Raw genomic sequence first — 20,569 nt, forward strand, 5'->3', positions numbered from 1 at the left:
CTTGCGAATTAACGCTGCGCCTTACGACGACGCAGCCAAATCAGTGGTAATGCCAACAAGCCTAACCATGCACCGAAGCTACCTGATGATTCGTCACCAGCCGGCGGTCTGGTCGTAGTTTCAGGACGCACGATAACCGATACTTCAGCGCTGTCTTCCAATTGACCGTCGCTTACGGTTACACGAAATACGAGGTTCTGGCTTGACTCAACTGTTGGCGCAGTAAACGTGGTCGTTTCACCCTCTGGGCTCGCTAACTCAACGGTAGGACCTGAAACTTGCGTCCAAGTGAAACTCAACGCATCACCGGCGTCCGGGTCTTCACTAGCACTGGCATCGAGCGTGACTTGTTGTCCACTGCGAACCGCAGCAGTCGTAGTCGTCGCACTCGCGGTAGGTGCAGTGTTTGCGCCACGGAAGGTTACTTCAATTTGCTGACTGCTCGACAAGCCGTCAGGGTCTTCTACAGTCACTTCAAACACTGCCGACTCAGTCACTTCCAAGGTTGGCACCACAAAGCGCACAACGGCTTTATCAGCGTCAAGTAACTGCACCGATGGCCCGGATACCTGTGACCATGAGAATGACAAGGTATCACCGTCAGGGTCTGAACTACCGCTTGCGTCTAAGGTTGCTTCTTCGCCAGCCTCAAACCATTCGGTCACCGCTGCAATTACTGCTTCCGGCGCTTGGTTGACCGGTTCCGGCACTGCTAGCACGGTAACGTTAACACTTGCGGTGACAGGATCGGCTTCACCATCGCTGACTTCAACTCGGAAGCTTAACTGGGTATCGCTAGTTAGCTCCGGTGCGGTAAAGCTAGCACTGCTGCTGCTCGCACCACTCAAGCTCACAGTTGGCCCTGCAGTTTGCGTCCAGCTATAAGTCAGACTATCCCCGTCTGGGTCACTCGCAGTTGCTGTTAGCGTTACATTTTCATCAGCATTTACTTCGCTAGCCGAAGCAGCAGCAGTAACCGTTGGTGCACTGTTGCCAGCTTCAAACTGCACATCAACAGTGGCAGTGTCAGACAACGCGCCATCTGATACAGTCACTTGGAAACGTGCGGTTTCATCGCTATCGATACTCGGTACCGTGAACGTCGTTTGCGCACTCGTGGTTGAGCTAAAGTTCACCGGTGTACCGCTTAATTGCTCCCAAGCGTAGCTTAAGCTGTTACCGTCAGGGTCTGAGCTGCTACTCGCATCTAGAGTAACTTGTGAACCTTCAAGTTTAGTGCCTGAAACTGGCGCAATCGCAGCCGTAGGAGCTGCATTGTCACTGCTGACAGTAACTTCAATCGTACCGAGTGAAGTTTTTTGACCACTCTCATCAACACCTTCGTAAGTGAAAGTGTCAGTACCATCAAAACCAGCGTTTGGCGTGTAGACGATATTGTTGTTTTCAAGCACGTCAACCGTACCGTTTTCCGGCTGGGTTACGATTTGCACCGCAATCGCGCCATCGATGACGATTTCACGCGGTAAGAATGCGGTATAGGTTTCAGAGCCCACTTCCACATTGGCGACAAACAGTAAATCTCTGTTGGCAGCTACTAGTTCATCGGCAAGTGTAATTGTCACTGGCTGGTCGTCGGTTGTTTGTACGACTCGATCCGGTGCTTCAGCAATAAACTCTACTTGCATTGGCGCATCAATCTCTAACAGCGCTTGCTCACCGTACTGCAAGTTTGGACTCAGTAATTGTCCAACCGTAGGGTAAGTGCCAGTGCCGTCATAGAATTGCTCTACACCAATCACTTGGCGACCATCGTTAATCGCTTCCGCACCAATAGTTAAGTCACTGATGGCGGTAGTCGGAATATCGATGTAGTTGAAATACACCTCATCGGTACCTAATTTGAACCACACCGAGAAGGTAAAGCGTGGACCAGTAGAATCATTCCACTCGCGCACATTATCGTATTCAACCACTAGGTAGTCGCTAGCACCGATGGTCACCGCCGCATAGTTAATCTGCCCACCACCAGCGTTAGGTCCCATTTCGAGGTCGGTCCAGAACGGTGCCCAGAAAGCATTCGAGCCGGCTTCATTTGGGATGTCGAGGTTGGTAGCGCTAGTGGTTAAGCTGGTCGTGTTGCTCCCTGCACCAATGATACCGTTGGCAGAAATCGACAACGAGGTATAGGTTTGGCCCGCGAGTACAACGTTACCCACTGCTGAAATGTCTAAATTGAACACATCATCATCACAGCCTTCGGCACAGGCTACTTGCGGTTCACCAGTGATGATGTCACTCAAACGATCGCCAGCAAACGACAATGCCGCAGTGCTCATCGAAGTGGTGTTGGCCTCGTCAGTTTGAGTCCCTGTCCAATAAAGCTCCTTATCTTCATTCCGCGCACCACGTGAGGTTGAAGTTGAACGCAGCTCGTTAAAGGCAAGTTCAGGGCGATTCAGTGTTACCCCATCTGGCACTTGGACTTTAACGCTGATGTCATCACCGTTAGCGCCAAAACGCACTTGCGTTTGCACGGTAAACTCTTCACCCGCTTGGATCGGAGTATTCTCCAACTGCACAACGTTCAGCAAAGAATCATCGTCAGAGTTCTCAACCAACAAGGCCACTGGCATCCGCATATTTGGATGACTGCTTGCACTGGTGGTCAACAACACTTCACCGAAGTTCCAACCCGTTGTTACAAAGCGTGTATCAAAATCAAACTCAATCGTACGCGACGCACCAGGTGCTAACGTGAAGGTCGTGGTATCTGCTTCGGCCCGCATGTTCGGATCGTCGAAGTTATAATCCACGGTGAAGCTGACCGAACTGTTGCCCGTGTTGGTGACGACACGGCTAAAACTACAGCCGATGGCGCAAGCGTTGCTCGCAAACGATGGCTTATCGACAACGACAAAGGTGTCTGCTGCGGTTTCAACGTTAAGGCGTCCTGCACCACGATCAAAGGGTGAGGCCGGTGTCACCTGATCAGTGTCACGTACACCACTGTCAGTTGAAGTCATCAAAATAGACTTCAACTGATCCGCATCTAAGTTACCGCGCTGATCGAGCAATAATGCCGCAGCACCCGCAACATGTGGCGACGCCATAGAGGTACCAGATAAGCTACCCAAAGCGTTGTCTGGGAAAGCAGCAAAAATATCACTACCAGGCGCGACGATGTCCGGTTTCAGGAAGGTTGAATCACCATTCGGACCGCGAGAACTAAACCCTGACATCGAGTCTTCTGCATCGGTATCAACGGTGAGTTCGACCGAATTAATGGTCGCCGTTGAACTTGACGTCCAAGCTGTAGTGGCGGCTTGACCCGCGCTCTGCGGAATCATGACCGATGGCAAGGTCGCGCCATCCATATTCATGATGATTGTGCCAGCCTCATTGTTGTAAACAATCATGGCACGCGCGCCAGCGGCTTGAACATTTGCAGCTTTTTCTGAGAAATTACAGGTGCCGCGCGACACTAAAACAATTTGGTTGCTGAAAGAACCCGCAGGAAAGGCTGAACAAGCTTCGACATCACCCGCATTGTCTGCTAGTGCCAAATTGCCCGAAATTGGACTGGTAATCGCAAAATTACCATTACCAGGCGTATAGCTAACTGTTCCCGCACCTGTAACCTGCGCGGTCGATGCAGATACGGCACGACCATGTTGACTACTTGCAACGGTCAAACCATCTTCAATACAACCAGGACAACCTACGGTACGATCACCTGGGCCATCATTACCCGCGGCTGTTACCGTCAGCACACCTGCGGCTCGCGCGTTGGCAAATGCGGTCGCATAAGGACTTTGAGTTGGCAGGCCACCTGGACCACCGCCCCACGAGTTGTTGATGACATCAGCGCCATCGGCGACGGCATCTTCCAAAGCTGGAATCAGCTGTGACGAGCTACCACTACCTTGGCCGTCAGGACGACTAAATAAAGCCTTATAAACCATCACATGCGCGCCCGGCGCAACGCCTACTACGTTGACCGCAGCGCCACTCAGGTTACCGGTTACCGGGTTACCTGCAGCAGTGCCTGCAACGTGTGTACCGTGACCATTGTGGTCACGTGGATCGAGGGTTTCATCTGGGTGTAAATCAAAGCTAGCCGAAGGCTCGTACCAACGCGCAACGATCAGCTTATCGTTACAGAAATTTGGGTCCACTGTGTCACAATAATCAGGCTTGGTCGGGCGATCGACTGATGGGTGACCATTATCAGCAAAAGCTGGGTGATCAAAGTCGATACCACCATCAATGATTGCAACCCGAATATTACGGCCCGCCTGCTCTTGACCGCCAAGTTGCGACCACACCGCAGGGGCATTAATCAGATCCATCGAGGTTGGCGTGCTGGCATAATACACTTCGTCAGGGTAGACGCGCTTAACGCCTTCAACCTGAGAAAGCGCTGCCAACAACTCGTCTTGATTTTCCACTTCACCTGGGACTTCAACCACCATACCGTTGAAGGTAAGCGTCATATGGTGTTTCACAGAAAGGTTGCCGACCCGAGCTTGCAAGCCGCGTAGCACTTGATTCTGCTCGCCGAGCAAATGTTGCTGATACGACTGTACTGCTTTCGAGCTTAAATCGATTTTATCGCCTTTGCCGGCTGTCGCGGTTGCTGCAAACTCAGCAATCCCGCCCTTATAAACGGCCGCAGCTGGTTCATCAAGCTCCACAATAAAGCGCGTCACATCGAATTTCCGCACCATCTGCAGATCAGACTTCGCGCGTTTCTCAACTTGCGCTGGCATTGGAACTTGTTGCATTTGCGGTAACTGCAGTTGCTCGACCTGCTGCGCGACCACCGCTGACACTGTCAGCGACGAAGCAACGGCAAGTGCGAGGGCCGCAGGCCGCATCACTCGGGTTACATCTTTCATCATCTACCTTCCTGTTCTACTTCGGTGTTCGTGCGCTTCGCTGTTCGAGATTCGTCCGCTTCGCTATTCGAACAGCGAAGCGAACGAATAGTGAGGCAAAGCCGAACGTACGAAAAACGAATCACGTTTTTATTATTATTGAAACTCTACCACGGGATGAAAAGATCAGGTATAGGATAAATACAAAGAATGTTACAAAAATTTACAAGTCGGTATCGGCGGGAATTAACTGACTGGCGCTTCCAGTTGCAAGCGCTCGGCAAGCAACACTGCTTGTGTGCGGCTGTAGACACCTAGCTTGCGGAAAATAGCGGTGATATGAGCTTTGACAGTGGCTTCTGTAATATTGAGTTGATAAGCAATTTGCTTGTTGAGCAAACCTTCATGTAATAAATACAGCACACGATACTGTTGCGGGGTTAAATCCGCAATTTTGCGGGCGAGCTCTTGGTCTTCGGCGCTGACTTCATCGAGGCGGTCACGCAACGCTTCAGGAACCCAAGTGTCGCCCTGTAAAATGACATCGATGGCTTCGGCAATTTGCGCCGAGGGCAATGATTTCGGAATAAAGCCTAAGGCGCCAAAACCGATACATTTGGCGACCACTGCAGCATCTTCAGATCCAGAGATAACGGCGATGGGTAGCAAAGGATAGTCCTCACGAATCCGAATAAGCCCATAAAAATCGCCGCTACCTGGCATGTGCAGGTCAAGCAGCAATAGATCGAGGTCGTCGTCTTCGTTGAGAGCGGCTAAAGTGGCATCAAGATCACCGGCTTCGCGTAATTCGAGATCGGCATAATGATTCGCGAGGGCGCCTTGCAGCGCCTCGCGAAACAGTGGGTGATCATCAGCAATCAAAAATTTAGCCATTAAAACCCAAATGCGTTGGTCGTTTATCGTTATTGGTTAATCGCGATTCAAGCGATTGTCGATAAGCGAATCTACCACAGTTGGATCGGCAAGCGTAGAGGTATCACCAAGGTTTTCAAACTCATTGGCGGCAATCTTACGCAGAATGCGGCGCATGATTTTGCCTGAACGAGTCTTCGGTAAGTCCGGCGCCCAATGGATGAAGTCTGGCGTTGCAATCGGGCTGAGTTCTTTACGCACCCAATCACGTACCTCTTTGGTCAACTCATCGGTCACTTCAGTGCCCGACATTGCGATCAGATATACGTAAATACCTTGACCTTTCAAATCGTGGGGATAGCCAACTACCGCAGCTTCAGAAATCGCCGGATGCTCAACCAACACGCTCTCAATTTCCGCGGTACCAAGGCGGTGCCCAGATACGTTTAGTACATCGTCGACGCGACCCGTGATCCAGAAATAGTTGTCTTCGTCACGGCGCGCGCCGTCACCTGAGAAGTACAAGTTTTTGTATGCTGAGAAATAGGTCTGCTCAAAGCGTTCGTGGTCACCCCAGAGCGTGCGCGCTTGGCCAGGCCAAGAATCCTTGATCACCAAGTTACCATCAACTGCACCTTCAAGCTCATTGCCATCAGCATCAACCAGAGCTGGCTGCACACCAAAGAACGGGCGTGTTGCTGAACCCGGTTTTAAATCGGTTGCGCCCGGCAATGGTGTAATCATGATGCCGCCGGTCTCGGTTTGCCACCAGGTATCCACGATCGGACAACGGCTGTCACCCATTACTTTGTGATACCACTCCCACGCCTCAGGGTTGATTGGCTCACCGACTGAGCCAAGCGTACGCAGTGATTTACGTGTGCTCGAATCAGCTGCTGCCGTTCCTTTCGCCATCAACGCACGAATCGCCGTTGGCGCGGTGTAAAGAATATTGACGCCATGTTTGTCGACGATTTCACCGATACGGCCAACTGACGGATAGGTCGGCAAACCTTCGAATACTAAAGTCGTTGCACCGTTTGCAAGCGGACCATAGACGATATAACTGTGACCGGTGATCCAGCCCACATCAGCAGCACACCAATACACATCATCTTCATGATAGTCAAAGACATACTCATGCGTCATCGACGCCCACACCATATAGCCCCCAGTGGTATGGAGTACGCCTTTCGGTTTACCGGTTGAGCCCGAGGTATAAAGAATAAACAGCGGATCTTCCGCATTCATCACTTCCGGCTGACATTCGGTGGCAACGTCTTTGACTAACTGATCCCACCACAGATCGCGCTCATCGTGGAACGCCACATCTCCATGAGTCACTTTCGCAACGATCACATGCTCAACCGTCGGGCAACGATTGTCTTTCAATGCTTCGTCAACGTTGGCTTTCAATGCGGTTGTTTTACCGCCGCGACGGCCCTCATCGGCTGTAATCACCACTTTTACATCGCAGTCATTCACTCGGTCGGCGATGGCATTTGGCGAGAAGCCACCAAAAATAACCGTATGCACCGCACCAATGCGCGCACAAGCGAGCATTGCATAGGCTGCTTCAGGTACCATCGGCATATATATCGCCACCCGGTCGCCCTTCTCCACACCGAGCTTCTTCAAACCGTTGGCAAAACGCGAAACTTCCGCGTGCAACTGCTTGTAACTGATTTCTTCGCTCACCGACGGGTCATCACCTTCCCAAATGATCGCAGTTTTATCACCACGCTCCGCCAAATGACGATCGACGCAGTTGTAGCAAGCATTCAAGGTGCCATCCTCAAACCATTTAATCGCCACATTACCCGGTGCAAAGCTGGTATTTTTCACTTTGCTGTAAGGGCTGAACCAGCTGATACGCTGTCCTTGTTCACGCCAAAAACCCTCTGGATTTTTGATGCTTTGCTCGTACATGGCGAGATAACGATCGTTATCTATGTGTGCGCGGCTTTTCGCCTCGGCGGGCACTTTATAAATATTCTGCTGCATAAAACCTCCTGAATCCGTGCGCTTCGCTATTCGGTTTTCGTACGTTCGCTGCGCTCTCTGTTCGTTTTTCGAATAGTGCGAAGCACGGACGAACAGCGCAGCGTACGAATCACGAACAACGCTTTTTGTTGTGGTATACCTTCAGTTATTCGGGCGCGGGCGACCATTAGACCATAGTCTAGATTGATTATTTGCCCCATCCATTCGATGCTTTTTCGTGCAACTACGCTATTCGCTATTTGCTATTTGCTGTTCGAACTGGTTTTTCAAACAGCCAACAGCGAATAGCCAACAGCTATCTTTTACACAAAGGAGCACCGCAATGCTGCAACAACAATTAACTAAATCGCTGATTGCCAGTGCCGTAGTGGGCGTTTTCGCCATGGCGCCAGCCCACGCCGCTGACCCAGAATGGGACTTTAGCGGCTATATCAAACTTGATGCCTTCATGTCAGATTATCAAGACGGCAACGCACCCGCCAGTGGTAACCTCGGTCGTCAATTTTATATTCCGAGCCTAACCCCGGTCGGCGGCAATGGTGACGACGCTGTTACTGACTTCCATGCCCGACAATCACGGTTCTTCTTCGACGTCAGCCAAGAACTGGACAATGGCGAGAGCATTAAAGCACGCATTGAGCTTGATTTTATGACGGTTCCAGTTGGCGATGAACGCATCACCAACTCTTATGCACCTCGTCTGCGCCAAGCTTACTTCACCTACAAAAATTGGTTGGTTGGTCAAGCGTGGTCAAACTTCCAAAACTTAAGTATTTTGCCGGAGTCAGTCGACTTTATCGGTGCTACCGATGGCATTATCTTTGCGCGTCAACCGCAAGTCCGCTACACCCAGGGTGGCTTCAGTGTTTCTGCTGAAACTCCGGAAACCACGGTCACACCCTTCGGTGGCGGTGCACGCATCACCTCGAGTGATGGCGTGGTACCAGACCTGACCGCAAAGTATGTGGGTAAATCGGGTGATTTGTCATACAGCATCGCCGGTCTTGTGCGTCAGCTCGCCTATGACACCGACGGTGATGGCAGCGACGAAACCGCGTCTGGCTATGGAATTTCAGTAGGTGCGAAGTGGCAACTGGGCAAAAACGATATCCGCGCGTCTTTTCAAACGGGTACCGGTCTCGGTCGCTACTTGGGCTTGAATACCCATAACGGCGCAGTCATTGATGCTAACGGCGATCTAGAAACCATCGATTCATCGGGTGTGACCTTCGCGTATCGTCACGTCTGGAATGAAAAAGCGCGCTCAAACTTCGTCTACAGCCGTGGCTGGGCTGATAATGATGTCAATTTGCTTGGCAACGCGGTGACTGAGTACACCCAGCGCTTAGGTGTCAATTACATGTATTCACCAGCGCCTAATCTGACCTTTGGCGCGGAAGTATCACAGGCGACACGTGAGACAGAAGCTGGCGTCGAGGGCGATATGACACGCCTCCACTTCATGGCCATGTACAGCTTCTAAATTCCGTTTTTCGTGCGCTTCGCTATTCGATTTTCGTCCGTTCGCTGCGCTCTCTGTTCGCTTTTCGAAGAGCGCAGCGTACGAACAGCGAAGCGTACGAATCACTCTTTTTACAGGGTTTCTAACGGGGCGGGATGACCGAAATAGTAACCCTGCATAAAATTACACCCTAAATCAGTCACAAATTGCGCTTGTTCCGTCGTCTCCACACCTTCCGCGAGTACCGCAAAGTTTAGACTTTGCGCAATCTTAATAACACTTTCAACTAACACCCGGTCACTGCGATGCTGCTGAATACCGGCGATAAACGAGCGGTCAATTTTGACCACATCGATCGGCAGGCGCTTGAGGTGGCTGAGACTTGAGAAGCCGGTACCGAAGTCATCGAGCGCGATCGAGATACCGTGCTTACGTAACGCTTGCAGACGATCAATCGCATACGAAGTGCCCTCAAGCAAAATAGACTCGGTGAGTTCTAACTCTATCCACGCACCACGGCAACCGGTTTCTGCCAAGGTATGAATGACAAAATCGACGAAGTTAGCGCGATTAAAATGCAGTGCTGATACGTTAATCGACATGCGCAGGGCTGGGTTGTGGCGCTGTAACCCAACCGCGGCTTCACAGGCTTTGCGTAAAACCCACTCGCTGAGCGGCACTATCTGTCCAGTACTCTCGGCCAGCGGAATAAATTGGTCTGGCGGAATAAAACTGCCATCGGCTTGCGGCCAGCGCAGTAGCGCCTCAACTTGCACGGCTTGCTGATCATTGCTGCGCACAATCGGCTGAAAATACAGTTGCAATTGGTTTTGCTCGATGGCTTCTTGCAACTGACTGCGCATCGATGTGTTGGCTAAAGTTTTTAGTGCCATACCATCGTCGTACTCAAGCACATGGTTGTAGCCTTGCTTTTTCGCTAAATGCATCGCCATGTCAGCCCGCTGAATCAATTCCAATGGCGTGCGCACATCACGGCTTTGATGCGCGACACCAATACTCGCGGTCAAATAAACCTTGTGACTCTCAACATTGTACGGCTGTGCAACTGTAGACATGATGTCGCTTGCCAATGCCAGTATGCGATCAGGCAAAATGGTGGCGCCGTGCATGACCAAAATAAACTCGTCACTAGCAAAGCGCGCCAGCTCACTACGCCGTGGTTGTTTGGCCTGCAACCGTTCCGCCAACTGATTGAGGATTTCATCGCCGACATGCAAGCCGAGGCTATCATTGATCATGGTAAAGCCATCGAGATCGATAAACATAACCGTAATATCGCGACTTTCGGTGAAGTGGCGGCCGATATAATTCTCGATACTGGTGCGGTTCCACAAGCCTGTGAGCGCATCGTGATGTGCCTGATAAAATAACTGCTTACCTTGAACCTCAAGCGACACGTTACGTTCTACTGCCAACACCACAAGCAAAACCAAACCAATGCCACCCACCACAATAAGCATCTGCAGGTTCGATGTCTCTTGTAAGTGTTCTAATCTGAATAGATAAGCTTGGGTTGGTACGCCATCGGCGTAATACATATCCATCGTTGATTCGAACAAAAGAATTGCCGTATCGTCTATGTAATTTTCGGTTTCTTCAGTCAACCAAAAACCGCTGCGGTCCATCCAAGCGTCGGTTTTTACTTCAGTGAAGGTCTCGATATCGGAGTCGGCACGATTCAGCAAAGCACTACCGAGCAAGACTCGCACGTCCAATACCGCCAACATACTGAACCGCTCTTTCGATGCCGTTGGCGACTGCCCACCAGGTTGGAAGTTTACCGGCACCCGCATCACCACTTTGGCACTCATGCTCTCGAGCCCGAATAGTGGTACCAATATTTCGTAGTTTTCACGGTTACTTTGCAAGGCTTCTTTCACCACTGGATCAGCGACAATGTCAGTAAAATAAGAAGGTCGCGATGGTTTGACCCGTTCAAATATCACTCCCCGCGAAGGTGAAACCAACAACAACGCTTCTAAATAATCGACTTGCTGCAGATAAGCGTTCACATCGACTTCCATTAGCTCGGTGTGATGCTCATACGGATATGCTTCCCAGCGCTGCCCCAACCGGGTAAAGGTTTCTACCATAGCTTCACCAATGGCGATACGACCCTCGCGCAGCAACTCAACACTGCGTTGACCTTCTTGCTTCAAGTCCGACATTTGCGTGTGGAACATGCCAAGCCCAAAAATGATGACCCCCAAAATGGCGACGGTCGTAAAATTCGTCGAAGTGCGTGAGAGTTTCGGTAACGGACGACGGCCGCGATAATTTGCTGCATAAACTGCAACCCCAGCAAGAATACCAACCACAGCCACCACCAAACTACCGGTTGGGTGTTTGGCCAAAATCGGCGCTTTCAAAAATAGGTGTGCCAATAGCATCACCAAAGATAAGGCCGATAGACCCAAAGCGTAACTGCCACATAAACGGATAAACTCTTGCTGCCAAGCTTTACGTTTCGGTGCTTCGGCAAAAATCACGATTTGACTGATGACCAGCGGCAAAAAGGCGAGATAAATCCAAGCTGGAATCTGTGCACTAAAGGTATCAAAGTAACTACCAAAAATACCGTCGAGCAGGGCAACTCCGGCTACCCCCGCCAGCCCCGATGCAAGTATTTGAGATACAGGCTGCTCGCGCCGATAGCTACGCAACAGAACCGAAGCGCCAAGCATAAACATGAAGACTTGAAAAGAAGAACTAATAGAGTGGTAGAGCAACTGTTGCGTAGGCTCTAGTAAACGGTAGGCAAAAATAAATAGCCCCGCAATGAACAACGCGGTTGCTGTTACCAGTTGCAGTACGGCTCTAGCCTGAATATCTGTATTTATTATTTTCATCGGCCAGCTTTTAGTTAGCTATTAAGTGTCTTATTTTTGCTCATCTAAACACAAAAAAACCGCCTTGAATAGCGGTTTTGTATGACTTAACGTACGATGAGAGAGAGCCAAAGAACACGCAAACGGCTCATGTGACGATTCACCTCCCAACAACGTCCAGAGGTGTCACGTAACACTGCATGCGTAAGCGTCGGATTACGAGAAAATTCACGGCGGATAGCGCGCAACAAAGCGAGAGGCGCTTCGGCGGCATGTTGAGAGTAACTAGAGATGGCTTCTTCACCACGATAAAGCGCTACCTTTCGGGTTTTCTTTTTAGTTTTCATAATGACCCGTATCACTTCCATTTGCTTAAGGTTACATAGATTTTACATTGCAAATGTTGCAAATCCTATACAAGTTTGTGTTTTTTTATTTTAGAACTTGTAGGAGGTTTTACCATGCGAGTGCGTATAGCTAAATATGATGAATGACAGATACAAGCGAAAAAGTGGCAATACAAGTCACCGTTTGATCGAAACCGCATGGACTCCGAAACCGGCTTCTCTTCTCGTTATTGCGCTAACTCAATGAATTTTTGTTTAATTTTTTAAATTAAGTGCAGACATAGCGTTCATTTTAGCTATACTCGGCAATTGAAAACTAAAAGTTTCTAGAATGATGGAATAATAAGAATAATAAAGGAGACTGAGATGTTGATTCTAAGCCGAAAGATCGGAGAATCGTTAAAGATTGGCGACGAGGTTACGGTCACAATTGCTGATGTTCGTGGTTCGCAAATTCGTCTACAAATCGAAGCACCACGTGAAGTCGCAGTGCATCGTGAAGAGGTTTATTATCGGATTCAAGCCGAGCAAAACAACGACATTGACTAAGTCGCTTGTGTGTCCAAGAGCTACTTCAGGACTGTAGGCGCGACCAGATCAGGTCGTTGATTTGATTGTCAGATGGCTGATAGCCGGTCGGCGCATTGAGTAGTAGCTGCTGTAGCTCGTCGATGCGAAAGTTTTGACACGCATCATTAAGCTGACTTAATAGCTGCTCTACCTCTGGCCACTCCATTGCCAGTTCATGAGCTTGGCATATACGCGGATGACTGCACTCGACAACATTATCGCCAATCAACAGCTCTTCATACAATTTCTCACCTGGGCGCAGTCCGGTATAAATAATCTCAATATCACCTTGTGGGTGTTTATCGCTTTTCACTTCCAAGCCACTTAGGTGGATCATCTTGCGCGCCATATCGACAATTCTGACTGGCTCGCCCATATCCAACACAAATACAGCGCCGGAATTACCCATAGTACCGGCTTGAATCACCAACTGCGCAGCTTCGGGAATGGTCATGAAATAGCGGGTAATTTCGGGGTCTGTCACCGTCACCGGTCCACCCTGCTCGATTTGCTGCTTAAACAATGGTACCACTGAACCAGACGAGCCGAGCACGTTACCAAAGCGCACCATACAAAACCGCGTGTTCGAGCTATTACGCTTGGCGAGACCTTGTAGTGTTAATTCTGCAAGCCGTTTGGTGGTGCCCATGACATTGGTCGGTCGCACCGCCTTGTCGGTCGAAATCAGTACAAACAACTCAACGTTGTTTTCGATTGCAGCTTCAGCGGTGTGCCAAGTTCCGAAGACATTATTACGCACACCCTCGACCATGTTGTATTCAACTAATGGGACATGTTTATAAGCTGCCGCGTGATAGACGGTCTGTACGTTAAACGCTTGCATCACCGCGGCGATACGATTGCGCCGCTGGACAGTGCCAATTATTGGATGAATTTCAACATTCCTAATGCCGTGCCGTTGCATGATTTCATGCAGCTCACGTTCGATACTGTACAAACCAAACTCAGAAATTTCGTAGAGCACCAGCGATTGGGGTTTCTGCAGCACGATTTGCCGACAAAGCTCAGAGCCAATAGAACCGCCAGCCCCCGTTACCAGCACCACTTTATTGCGAATGTGCTGCTGCATGAGTGCCGGATCTGGCTCGACAGGATCACGTCCAAGCAAATCTTCAATCTTGACGTCTTGTAATTGATCGATGGCCATATCACCATTGACCATATCCGCCATGCCCGGCACGGTAAGAACTTTGACATTAAGAACTTCGAGTGTCTCTAGAATCTTTTTACGCACTGAGCGGGGTGCGCTTGGTAGCGCCAGCAAGATCCGCTCAATATTATGCTCTTTGACCGACTGTGCTACCTGTTCGGGATGAATGACCGGAATGCCCAGTAGCATCGCTTTTTGCAACGTGTGGTCATCATCAACAAACACCACAGGCGCGAATTCTTCACCGTTGTTCAATGCCTGCGCCAACTGTCGGCCGGCAGAGCCAGCACCATAGATCATGACTGGCGTTTTCTTACGACTAACGAGGCGATGGTAGAGCTCGCGCATGGCAAAACGGCTGCCGCCAATGATGAGGAGCGCGGTCAGGCCATAGTTGACGATGCCAGTGGCGGGAAGATTGACATTAAAGGCTTCAGTGAGCGCCCACAAAAATCCAGTCGACAGTAACGCCCCTGTAAGTACCATACCGAACGCACGGACCGATACGTAACGCACCACCGCACGATACAATCCTAGCTTCACAAAAACTGCGATCGACACAATTACCAACCACACCAGCACGCCAAACCAACGAGCTAGGTACTCGGGCACCAAAACATCACGGCTAAGGACCATGGCCAGCATAAGAGCGACGGTGATAGCGCCGATATCGACGACAACACTCACTGCCCGCTTAGCGGCGCGAGGCAGCTGCAAAAGGGTGGTAATTATTTTCACGAGTCTTTACATCCTAGTAACAGACTTATAGTGGATACGTATCAATTTTTTATAACGGCAGTATAGCGTTGACGAATGCTGCAAACAAGCTGCGATTGGGCTTGTTTGTAAGCGGTTTTATCGTTAAAGCGCTTGTCTGCAATTCATGGTGATGATACCTTTTTATAACTTTTGTTGGAATTACGAATACACAGGAAGCTATGCGCATCGCTCTGTTCGTCGGAGTATTGTTAGGTTTTTCGATTGCTGCTTGGAGTGACAACTATGCGGCATGGACCTTCGCGTGGCTTGCCTGTGCATCGAGCCTTGCTTTCGGTCTGACGCGCAAACGTCTGGATACCGCGCTATTGATTACAAGTCTTTTGTTAATTATGTGTGGTTTCGGCGCTTTTTACATTGGTATCGTTACTATGACAGATATCAGTATTATGGGGCGTTCGGTGAATATGCTCGCGCCAATAGTGCTGATCTTTTTTGCAACACTTTTACTTTGTATGGGCATGATTGAGCAAGGCAGTCGGCGTTCAGTTGAGGCTGCTGAGGATGTTGTGAGTGCAGTTGAGGCCGATAGCGTAGTTGATAATGAGCCGGTGGTTTCGGCTGTTCGAGTTGTTTCGGTTGTTTCGACGGTGTCAGCTGAAACCTCGGAAAGTGCAGCTCCAGTTAAACGGCGTTGGGCTTAATGACGACCCCGGTAGATGCTCCGCAGCTCGGTCAACGACCGCCACAGGTGATTCACCATGGTGCTTTTGCAGGCGTTACTGGTTCTTGCCATGAGTTGTTTTTGCGCCCAGACGATTCTGTGCTGATTGATTGTGGCATGTTTCAGGGGGCGGAGGCAGAAGCTGATGGAACTGCGAGTCGTGAGATTGAATTTGATCTTTCCCATGTACGCGCCTTGATTGTCACCCACGCCCATATTGATCACGTCGGCCGCATTCCTTATCTGTTGATGGCCGGTTTTCGCGGCCCCATATACTGCACCGAAGCTACCGCATCGTTACTTCCTATCGTTATCGAGGATGCTCTCAAGCTCGGGCTCACGCGCGATCCAGAATTGATTGCCGGAGTTCTCGGCGCATTGCGCCGCATGCTGCGGCCCGTGGCTTATGATGCCTGGGTGACTGGCGATGGCTTGGCGGGTTCGGCGGGTTCGGCGGGGGATGTTCGCATGCGGTTTCGGCAAGCGGGGCATATTCTTGGCTCAGCTTATGTCGAATTTGCTTGGCCTGACGACTATCGTGTGGTTTTTTCCGGCGACATCGGCTGCCGCAACACTCCACTTTTACCCGATCCCGAGCCATTGGAATACGCCGATTTACTCTTTTTAGAAAGCACCTACGGTGACAGGTTGCATGAATCGCGCGTGGACCGCGCTGAGCGTTTGCGCCAAGTGGTGGAGCGTTGCGTGAGCGATGGCGGCGCGGTATTAATTCCAGCTTTCAGTATCGGTCGTACGCAAGAATTACTCTATGAAATTGAACAGCTGATAGCCACAAATGATGGCATCTGGCCCAAGATCACCGTCATTTTAGATTCGCCAATGGCAAGCGAATTTACCGCGCTTTATGCTGAATTGACACACCTGTGGGACGCCGAAGCCCTCGCTCGTCTAAGCAGCGGACACAACCCGCTGAATTTTGACCGATTACACGTCGTACGTACCCACGATGAACACGAGCACATCGTCAACTTCTTGCGCACCAGTGGCGAACCCTGCATCGTCATCGCCGCCAGCGGCATGTGCACCGGAGGCCGCATGCAGAACTACTTGCGCGCCTTGTTACCAGACCCGCGCACCGATGTCGTGTTTGTCGGCTATCAAGCCGCAGGCACCCCCGGACGCGCCATTCAACAATATGGCCCTACTGGCGGCTATGTCGAATTCGGTGACGAACGCATCCACATCAACGCCCAAATTCATACCTTGGGCGGTTACTCCGCCCATGCCGACCAAGCCGAACTCATCGACTTCGTTCGCAGTGCATCACGTATTGGCGAAATCCGCCTCATCCACGGCGAACTAGCCGCCCGCACCGCCCTCGCCCAACAACTCCAAGCCCACGGCTACCGCTGCCTCACCCCCTAGAAAGGGCAGCCCACTTTGCTGCCTCTCTCCCGAAGAAAGGGCAGCCCCCCTCTGGTCCGAGCTGTTAAAAGCAGACCTCTGCCCTATTCGTTTGGCATTCATTGAAGATTAGCGGGTTGCAGACTGTTTCTTATATAGCTAAAGTATCTGAAAGATTACCTCGGAATCCTCTATGCAGATGCGCCTGTCCAAACGCTGGAAATTGCTTATCCTAGTCATAAGTGCCCTTTATTTAGCGAGTGCTTACTGGGGTATTGAACAAGTCCATCGATTGTACTTGCAGGAGGTGCGGTCTGAGCAACGCGACGAGATGGAAGGTCGAGTTTCATTACTGAGTTCTAATCTGCAATCATTGATTTATCGCGAAACCTATATAGCCGACAGCTTAGCGACTCTCGTGTCGCTCGACCCTGAAGGTACACTCGCAACTTGGCCGGCAGTCGCAGAGAGATTACTACAAAAGTCTGTTATCGCTCGAAATGTTGGGGTTGCGCCGAATGATATTATTCAGTACGTCCATCCACTGGCGGAAAATCAAGCGTCACTTGGTTTCGACTTTCGTACTTCGCCAGAACAATATGCAACTGTCCAGCAGGCACGAATCAGCCAAGATGTCTATGTAACCGACCCCGTAGACCTGATTCAAGGCGGCCGCGGGATCATCGCACGCTTCCCTATTTTTCTTGATGCTCCGAAAAATCAAGATTACTGGGGCACTGTTAGCGTGGTTATGGATGTTGCTAAGATCCGTCCATTACTCAATTTAGAACGACTTGCAGACACAGAGCTCGCATTGCGCAGACAACTTGAAGACGGCACGACAAACGCAGTCTTTTTCGGCGATATCTCTACTTTTGCTGAAGCAGACATGATACTGCCCATACAAATTCCGAATGGCACTTGGCAGATGGCGGCAACATTCTCTAACAAGATGAACACCAAAGAACAGGTTTTAAGCTTCGGTATTCGGGTTGTCTTGTGGGCCTTGATCGTGCTGATTTACGTTACTGTAGCGGCCCTCCTCCGAGCCTCAACACTTGCACGAAAGAACGCTCGTCAAGACGAGTTAACCGGGCTAGCCAATCGACGAGCGCTCATGGAGTTGCTCGATAAGATGATGACTGATAAACCTCGTCGTCACTTTTCATTAATTAACCTCGATTTAAACGGTTTTAAAGCCATCAATGACACGTATGGACACGGCGTGGGTGACGCTTATTTATCTCATTTTGCCAATCTACTTCGTAAAAATGTGCGCAGTACAGATTTGCCCGTGCGGGCTGGAGGTGATGAGTTCTTGATTGTTCTCGACCGAGTTACTGAATTGGAACAGCTTAAGAAACGCGTTGTGGCTTTGCGGCAGATTTTGGAGGGCAGCCCTTTTCATTGGCGTGATCACGTTATACCTATATCGGTAAGCATTGGTTTTGCTCGCTTTATTGGCCAATCCATAACCATTGAAGATCTGCTACGTGAAGCCGATCACGAAATGTACACCAACAAACGTGAACAACACTCAGCCCGCGCCGAGTAAGCTCTATATCTCGAGAAAGGGCAGCCCACCCTGCCTGCACCGCTCCGACCGAGGAAGGGCTGCCCACTTTGGAGGTTTTATGCTGCTGAATCAGCAGGTTGGCGCTGCATAGATGTGAGGATGATAAGCGGTACCACTATCAGTGCGGCGCCAATATAGAAACGTAGCTCGGGTTGCTCCGCAAAGAAAATCATTCCGACCACGACAGCACCCACTAAACCGGTATATTCCGCACTAGAAACCACGTTACTCTGGGCTGCTCGGTAAGCGAATACACAGGTCGCCGCATAAATCAGAACAAAAATACTCGAACCAAACGCAAGCGCCGCCATATTCCAATTCCAAGCTCCTCCCTCAATTAAAGTACCGATAATTCCAGCAGGAACTCCCAGAATAGTAGTTAAATAAAGTGTTTCCATAACGCCATGCTCGGCTGGTAATTTTTTAATAAGGAGGTTATTTACAGCCAGCGCTAACGCCACACCTAGTGCAGCTAATACGAAGCCGTTCACTTCGCTTGGGTTTACAATAACGATGACACCAACTAACCCTAAAATCGAAGTAAGAATTGCAAACCAACTTGCTCGCTCACCGAAAAATAAAACCGCAAGAAATACCGTAATTAACGGTGCGGCATAGAAAATCGCATTTGCTGTAGCAAGCGGTAAAGTCGTCAGCGAAAGCACCATGAATAAAGAGCTTAGAAACCAAACATGGGCCCGCACGAAATGCCATTTTATTTGGCGTGGCCGAAGTGACTTTTTCATAAGCAATAGCAGCGGTACCAATACCAACAACGCGCTTATTTGTCGCATAAACGCAAACTGAAATGGCGTTTCATAACCATCCAGAAGTTTGATGAGCGAATCAGATAAAATGGCGACGTTATTGCCGAGAATCAACATGAACACTGCTTGAATTAATGAACGATCCATAACGCCTCCTTATTCGCTATCGATTGATAAGCCGGAGTTTACGCGTGATTCTTTATTATATAAAATGACATATATTCCTCTTAATATGAGTTTTACTAATAATGACAATTCCCTTTCGGGCCATTCACTACTTTTCTGAAGTTGCACGCTTAGGCAGTTTTTCAAAAGCCGCCGAACGCCTGTTTGTCACTCAAAGCGCAGTCAGTCATCAAGTAAAAATTCTTGAAGAATATTTAGGCCATGAACTTTTCGTTCGTCGCGGCCGACAATTACTTTTATCCGCCGTAGGACGAAGTTATTACGATAAAATAAACTCTCCAATTGAGACGATTCAGTTGGCAACACGCGGAATAAAAAGTGGCACCGACGGACGCTTGCGATTAGCTCTGTTTGGATCATTAGCAGTGAAGTGGCTCATTCCCGCAATCGACGAGTTTCGTCAGCGCTTTCCAAACGTCGATTTATCCCTTCAAATACTCACTCAAGATGGTGACTTTGATACAGCGAAAGCCGATTGTTTTATTACGACCAAACCACCTAAAACGGGTTTCGTTATCTGGCATTTATATGATGAAACACTACGTCCTTATTGCGCTCCCGCGCTTTGGTCTGAGTTGCGAGATCTCGAAGATCAAACGCAAATCGCTAATTATCCTTTGCTTTCGGCAGCATCTACATTTGCGTCACAAGAGCCCGGGAAGGATTGGCAAGTGTGGTTTGAAACATTTGGCTCGAAAATTCCGGCTCACACCAAAATTCATCACTTTAGTCATTTGTTGTTGGCATCCGAAGCTGCCAAGTATGGACAGGGTATCGCTTTGTTAAATGAATTCATGACTACCGCTAGAGAACGAGAAAGCGAGCTATTTGAATTACCTTTTAACAGCATTAAAACGGACGATAGCTTTTACTTTATCTACCCCGAGGCTTATGCGCGAAATCCATCGCACGAGGCATTAACAGATTGGCTGATAAGCCTATGTAAGGGGCATCGCGCGCCGGTTGAGCCGACCTACGATGATTAATCTGATGGGGGGTTAGAGGCCCGCGCACAGCTTTTATGAACTCATCATTTCATTACTCTTGAACTCATCGTGAACTCATACTGAATTCATAGTAAATTCACTTATAAATCATTCATAGACGCGGTTAACAGCTA

General features: G+C 49.7%; 13 protein-coding genes. 6 read left to right on the forward strand and 7 right to left on the reverse strand.

Translation table 11 applies throughout. The features are described from left to right. Window positions 1-8 precede the first annotated feature (8 nt). From ACJ8W9_RS05890 to acs, 3 genes are all read right to left on the reverse strand, one after another. Window positions 9-4,862, reverse strand: a complete 4,854-nt coding sequence (locus ACJ8W9_RS05890; RefSeq protein ID WP_411358932.1) for a S8 family serine peptidase — start codon at window positions 4,860-4,862, stop codon at window positions 9-11. A 222-nt stretch (window positions 4,863-5,084) separates the two neighbouring features. Then, on the reverse strand, window positions 5,085-5,732 hold the full coding sequence (locus ACJ8W9_RS05895; protein WP_034733322.1) for a LuxR C-terminal-related transcriptional regulator: 648 nt from the start codon (window positions 5,730-5,732) through the stop codon (window positions 5,085-5,087). Between the two features lie 36 nt (window positions 5,733-5,768). Then, window positions 5,769-7,715 carry an acetate--CoA ligase gene (gene acs / locus ACJ8W9_RS05900; RefSeq protein WP_411358933.1) on the reverse strand — a complete coding sequence of 649 codons (1,947 nt, stop codon included), beginning with the start codon at window positions 7,713-7,715 and terminating at the stop codon, window positions 5,769-5,771. A gap of 325 nt (window positions 7,716-8,040) precedes the next feature. On the opposite strand from acs, the gene ACJ8W9_RS05905 reads away from it, so the two are divergent. After that, the gene (locus ACJ8W9_RS05905) at window positions 8,041-9,198 is read left to right on the forward strand and encodes a DcaP family trimeric outer membrane transporter (protein WP_411359299.1); all 1,158 of its coding nucleotides are present in this window, start codon (window positions 8,041-8,043) and stop codon (window positions 9,196-9,198) included. A 110-nt stretch (window positions 9,199-9,308) separates the two neighbouring features. Here the strand turns inward: ACJ8W9_RS05905 and ACJ8W9_RS05910 are convergent, their stop codons facing one another. Together ACJ8W9_RS05910 and ACJ8W9_RS05915 are read right to left on the reverse strand one after the other, a co-directional pair. Next, a complete protein-coding gene (locus tag ACJ8W9_RS05910) occupies window positions 9,309-12,047 on the reverse strand; it encodes a putative bifunctional diguanylate cyclase/phosphodiesterase (protein WP_411358934.1) in 2,739 nt (912 codons plus the stop codon). A gap of 86 nt (window positions 12,048-12,133) precedes the next feature. Further along, complete coding sequence (locus ACJ8W9_RS05915; protein WP_411360613.1) at window positions 12,134-12,373, reverse strand: hypothetical protein; 240 nt, start codon at window positions 12,371-12,373, stop codon at window positions 12,134-12,136. A gap of 366 nt (window positions 12,374-12,739) precedes the next feature. Between ACJ8W9_RS05915 and csrA the strand changes: the two genes are divergently transcribed. Next, window positions 12,740-12,922 carry a carbon storage regulator CsrA gene (gene csrA / locus ACJ8W9_RS05920; RefSeq protein ID WP_411358940.1) on the forward strand — a complete coding sequence of 61 codons (183 nt, stop codon included), beginning with the start codon at window positions 12,740-12,742 and terminating at the stop codon, window positions 12,920-12,922. A gap of 25 nt (window positions 12,923-12,947) precedes the next feature. Here the strand turns inward: csrA and ACJ8W9_RS05925 are convergent, their stop codons facing one another. Next, the gene (locus tag ACJ8W9_RS05925) at window positions 12,948-14,852 is read right to left on the reverse strand and encodes a polysaccharide biosynthesis protein (protein ID WP_411358941.1); all 1,905 of its coding nucleotides are present in this window, start codon (window positions 14,850-14,852) and stop codon (window positions 12,948-12,950) included. Window positions 14,853-15,052: 200 nt separating this feature from the next. Between ACJ8W9_RS05925 and ACJ8W9_RS05930 the strand changes: the two genes are divergently transcribed. From ACJ8W9_RS05930 to ACJ8W9_RS05940, 3 genes are all read left to right on the forward strand, one after another. After that, a complete protein-coding gene (locus ACJ8W9_RS05930; RefSeq protein WP_411358942.1) occupies window positions 15,053-15,535 on the forward strand; it encodes a hypothetical protein in 483 nt (160 codons plus the stop codon). Next, window positions 15,535-16,941 (forward strand): MBL fold metallo-hydrolase RNA specificity domain-containing protein, encoded by a 1,407-nt coding sequence (locus ACJ8W9_RS05935; protein ID WP_411360614.1) that lies wholly within the window; start codon window positions 15,535-15,537, stop codon window positions 16,939-16,941. The genes ACJ8W9_RS05930 and ACJ8W9_RS05935 overlap by 1 nt, the downstream gene beginning before the upstream one ends. A gap of 172 nt (window positions 16,942-17,113) precedes the next feature. Next, window positions 17,114-18,475 (forward strand): diguanylate cyclase, encoded by a 1,362-nt coding sequence (locus ACJ8W9_RS05940; protein ID WP_411358944.1) that lies wholly within the window; start codon window positions 17,114-17,116, stop codon window positions 18,473-18,475. Between the two features lie 77 nt (window positions 18,476-18,552). Here ACJ8W9_RS05940 and ACJ8W9_RS05945 read toward each other — a convergent pair whose 3' ends face one another. Beyond that, complete coding sequence (locus ACJ8W9_RS05945; RefSeq protein ID WP_411358945.1) at window positions 18,553-19,410, reverse strand: DMT family transporter; 858 nt, start codon at window positions 19,408-19,410, stop codon at window positions 18,553-18,555. 101 nt (window positions 19,411-19,511) lie between these two features. On the opposite strand from ACJ8W9_RS05945, the gene ACJ8W9_RS05950 reads away from it, so the two are divergent. Beyond that, window positions 19,512-20,435, forward strand: a complete 924-nt coding sequence (locus tag ACJ8W9_RS05950; RefSeq protein ID WP_411358946.1) for a LysR substrate-binding domain-containing protein — start codon at window positions 19,512-19,514, stop codon at window positions 20,433-20,435. Window positions 20,436-20,569: the final 134 nt, after the last annotated feature.

The organism is Pseudidiomarina salilacus (assembly GCF_047323925.1).
In the GTDB taxonomy this organism is placed as follows: Bacteria; Pseudomonadota; Gammaproteobacteria; order Enterobacterales; family Alteromonadaceae; genus Pseudidiomarina; species Pseudidiomarina salilacus.

Coding starts and splice junctions, on each gene's coding strand:
- ACJ8W9_RS05890 (WP_411358932.1), bottom strand. CDS start 4,862: ATGATGAAAGATGTAACCCGAGTGATGCGGCCTGCGGCCCTCGCACTT.
- ACJ8W9_RS05895 (WP_034733322.1), bottom strand. CDS start 5,732: ATGGCTAAATTTTTGATTGCTGATGATCACCCACTGTTTCGCGAGGCG.
- acs (WP_411358933.1), bottom strand. CDS start 7,715: ATGCAGCAGAATATTTATAAAGTGCCCGCCGAGGCGAAAAGCCGCGCA.
- ACJ8W9_RS05910 (WP_411358934.1), bottom strand. CDS start 12,047: ATGAAAATAATAAATACAGATATTCAGGCTAGAGCCGTACTGCAACTG.
- ACJ8W9_RS05915 (WP_411360613.1), bottom strand. CDS start 12,373: ATGAAAACTAAAAAGAAAACCCGAAAGGTAGCGCTTTATCGTGGTGAA.
- csrA (WP_411358940.1), top strand. CDS start 12,740: ATGTTGATTCTAAGCCGAAAGATCGGAGAATCGTTAAAGATTGGCGAC.
- ACJ8W9_RS05930 (WP_411358942.1), top strand. CDS start 15,053: ATGCGCATCGCTCTGTTCGTCGGAGTATTGTTAGGTTTTTCGATTGCT.
- ACJ8W9_RS05935 (WP_411360614.1), top strand. CDS start 15,535: ATGACGACCCCGGTAGATGCTCCGCAGCTCGGTCAACGACCGCCACAG.
- ACJ8W9_RS05940 (WP_411358944.1), top strand. CDS start 17,114: ATGCAGATGCGCCTGTCCAAACGCTGGAAATTGCTTATCCTAGTCATA.
- ACJ8W9_RS05945 (WP_411358945.1), bottom strand. CDS start 19,410: ATGGATCGTTCATTAATTCAAGCAGTGTTCATGTTGATTCTCGGCAAT.
- ACJ8W9_RS05950 (WP_411358946.1), top strand. CDS start 19,512: ATGACAATTCCCTTTCGGGCCATTCACTACTTTTCTGAAGTTGCACGC.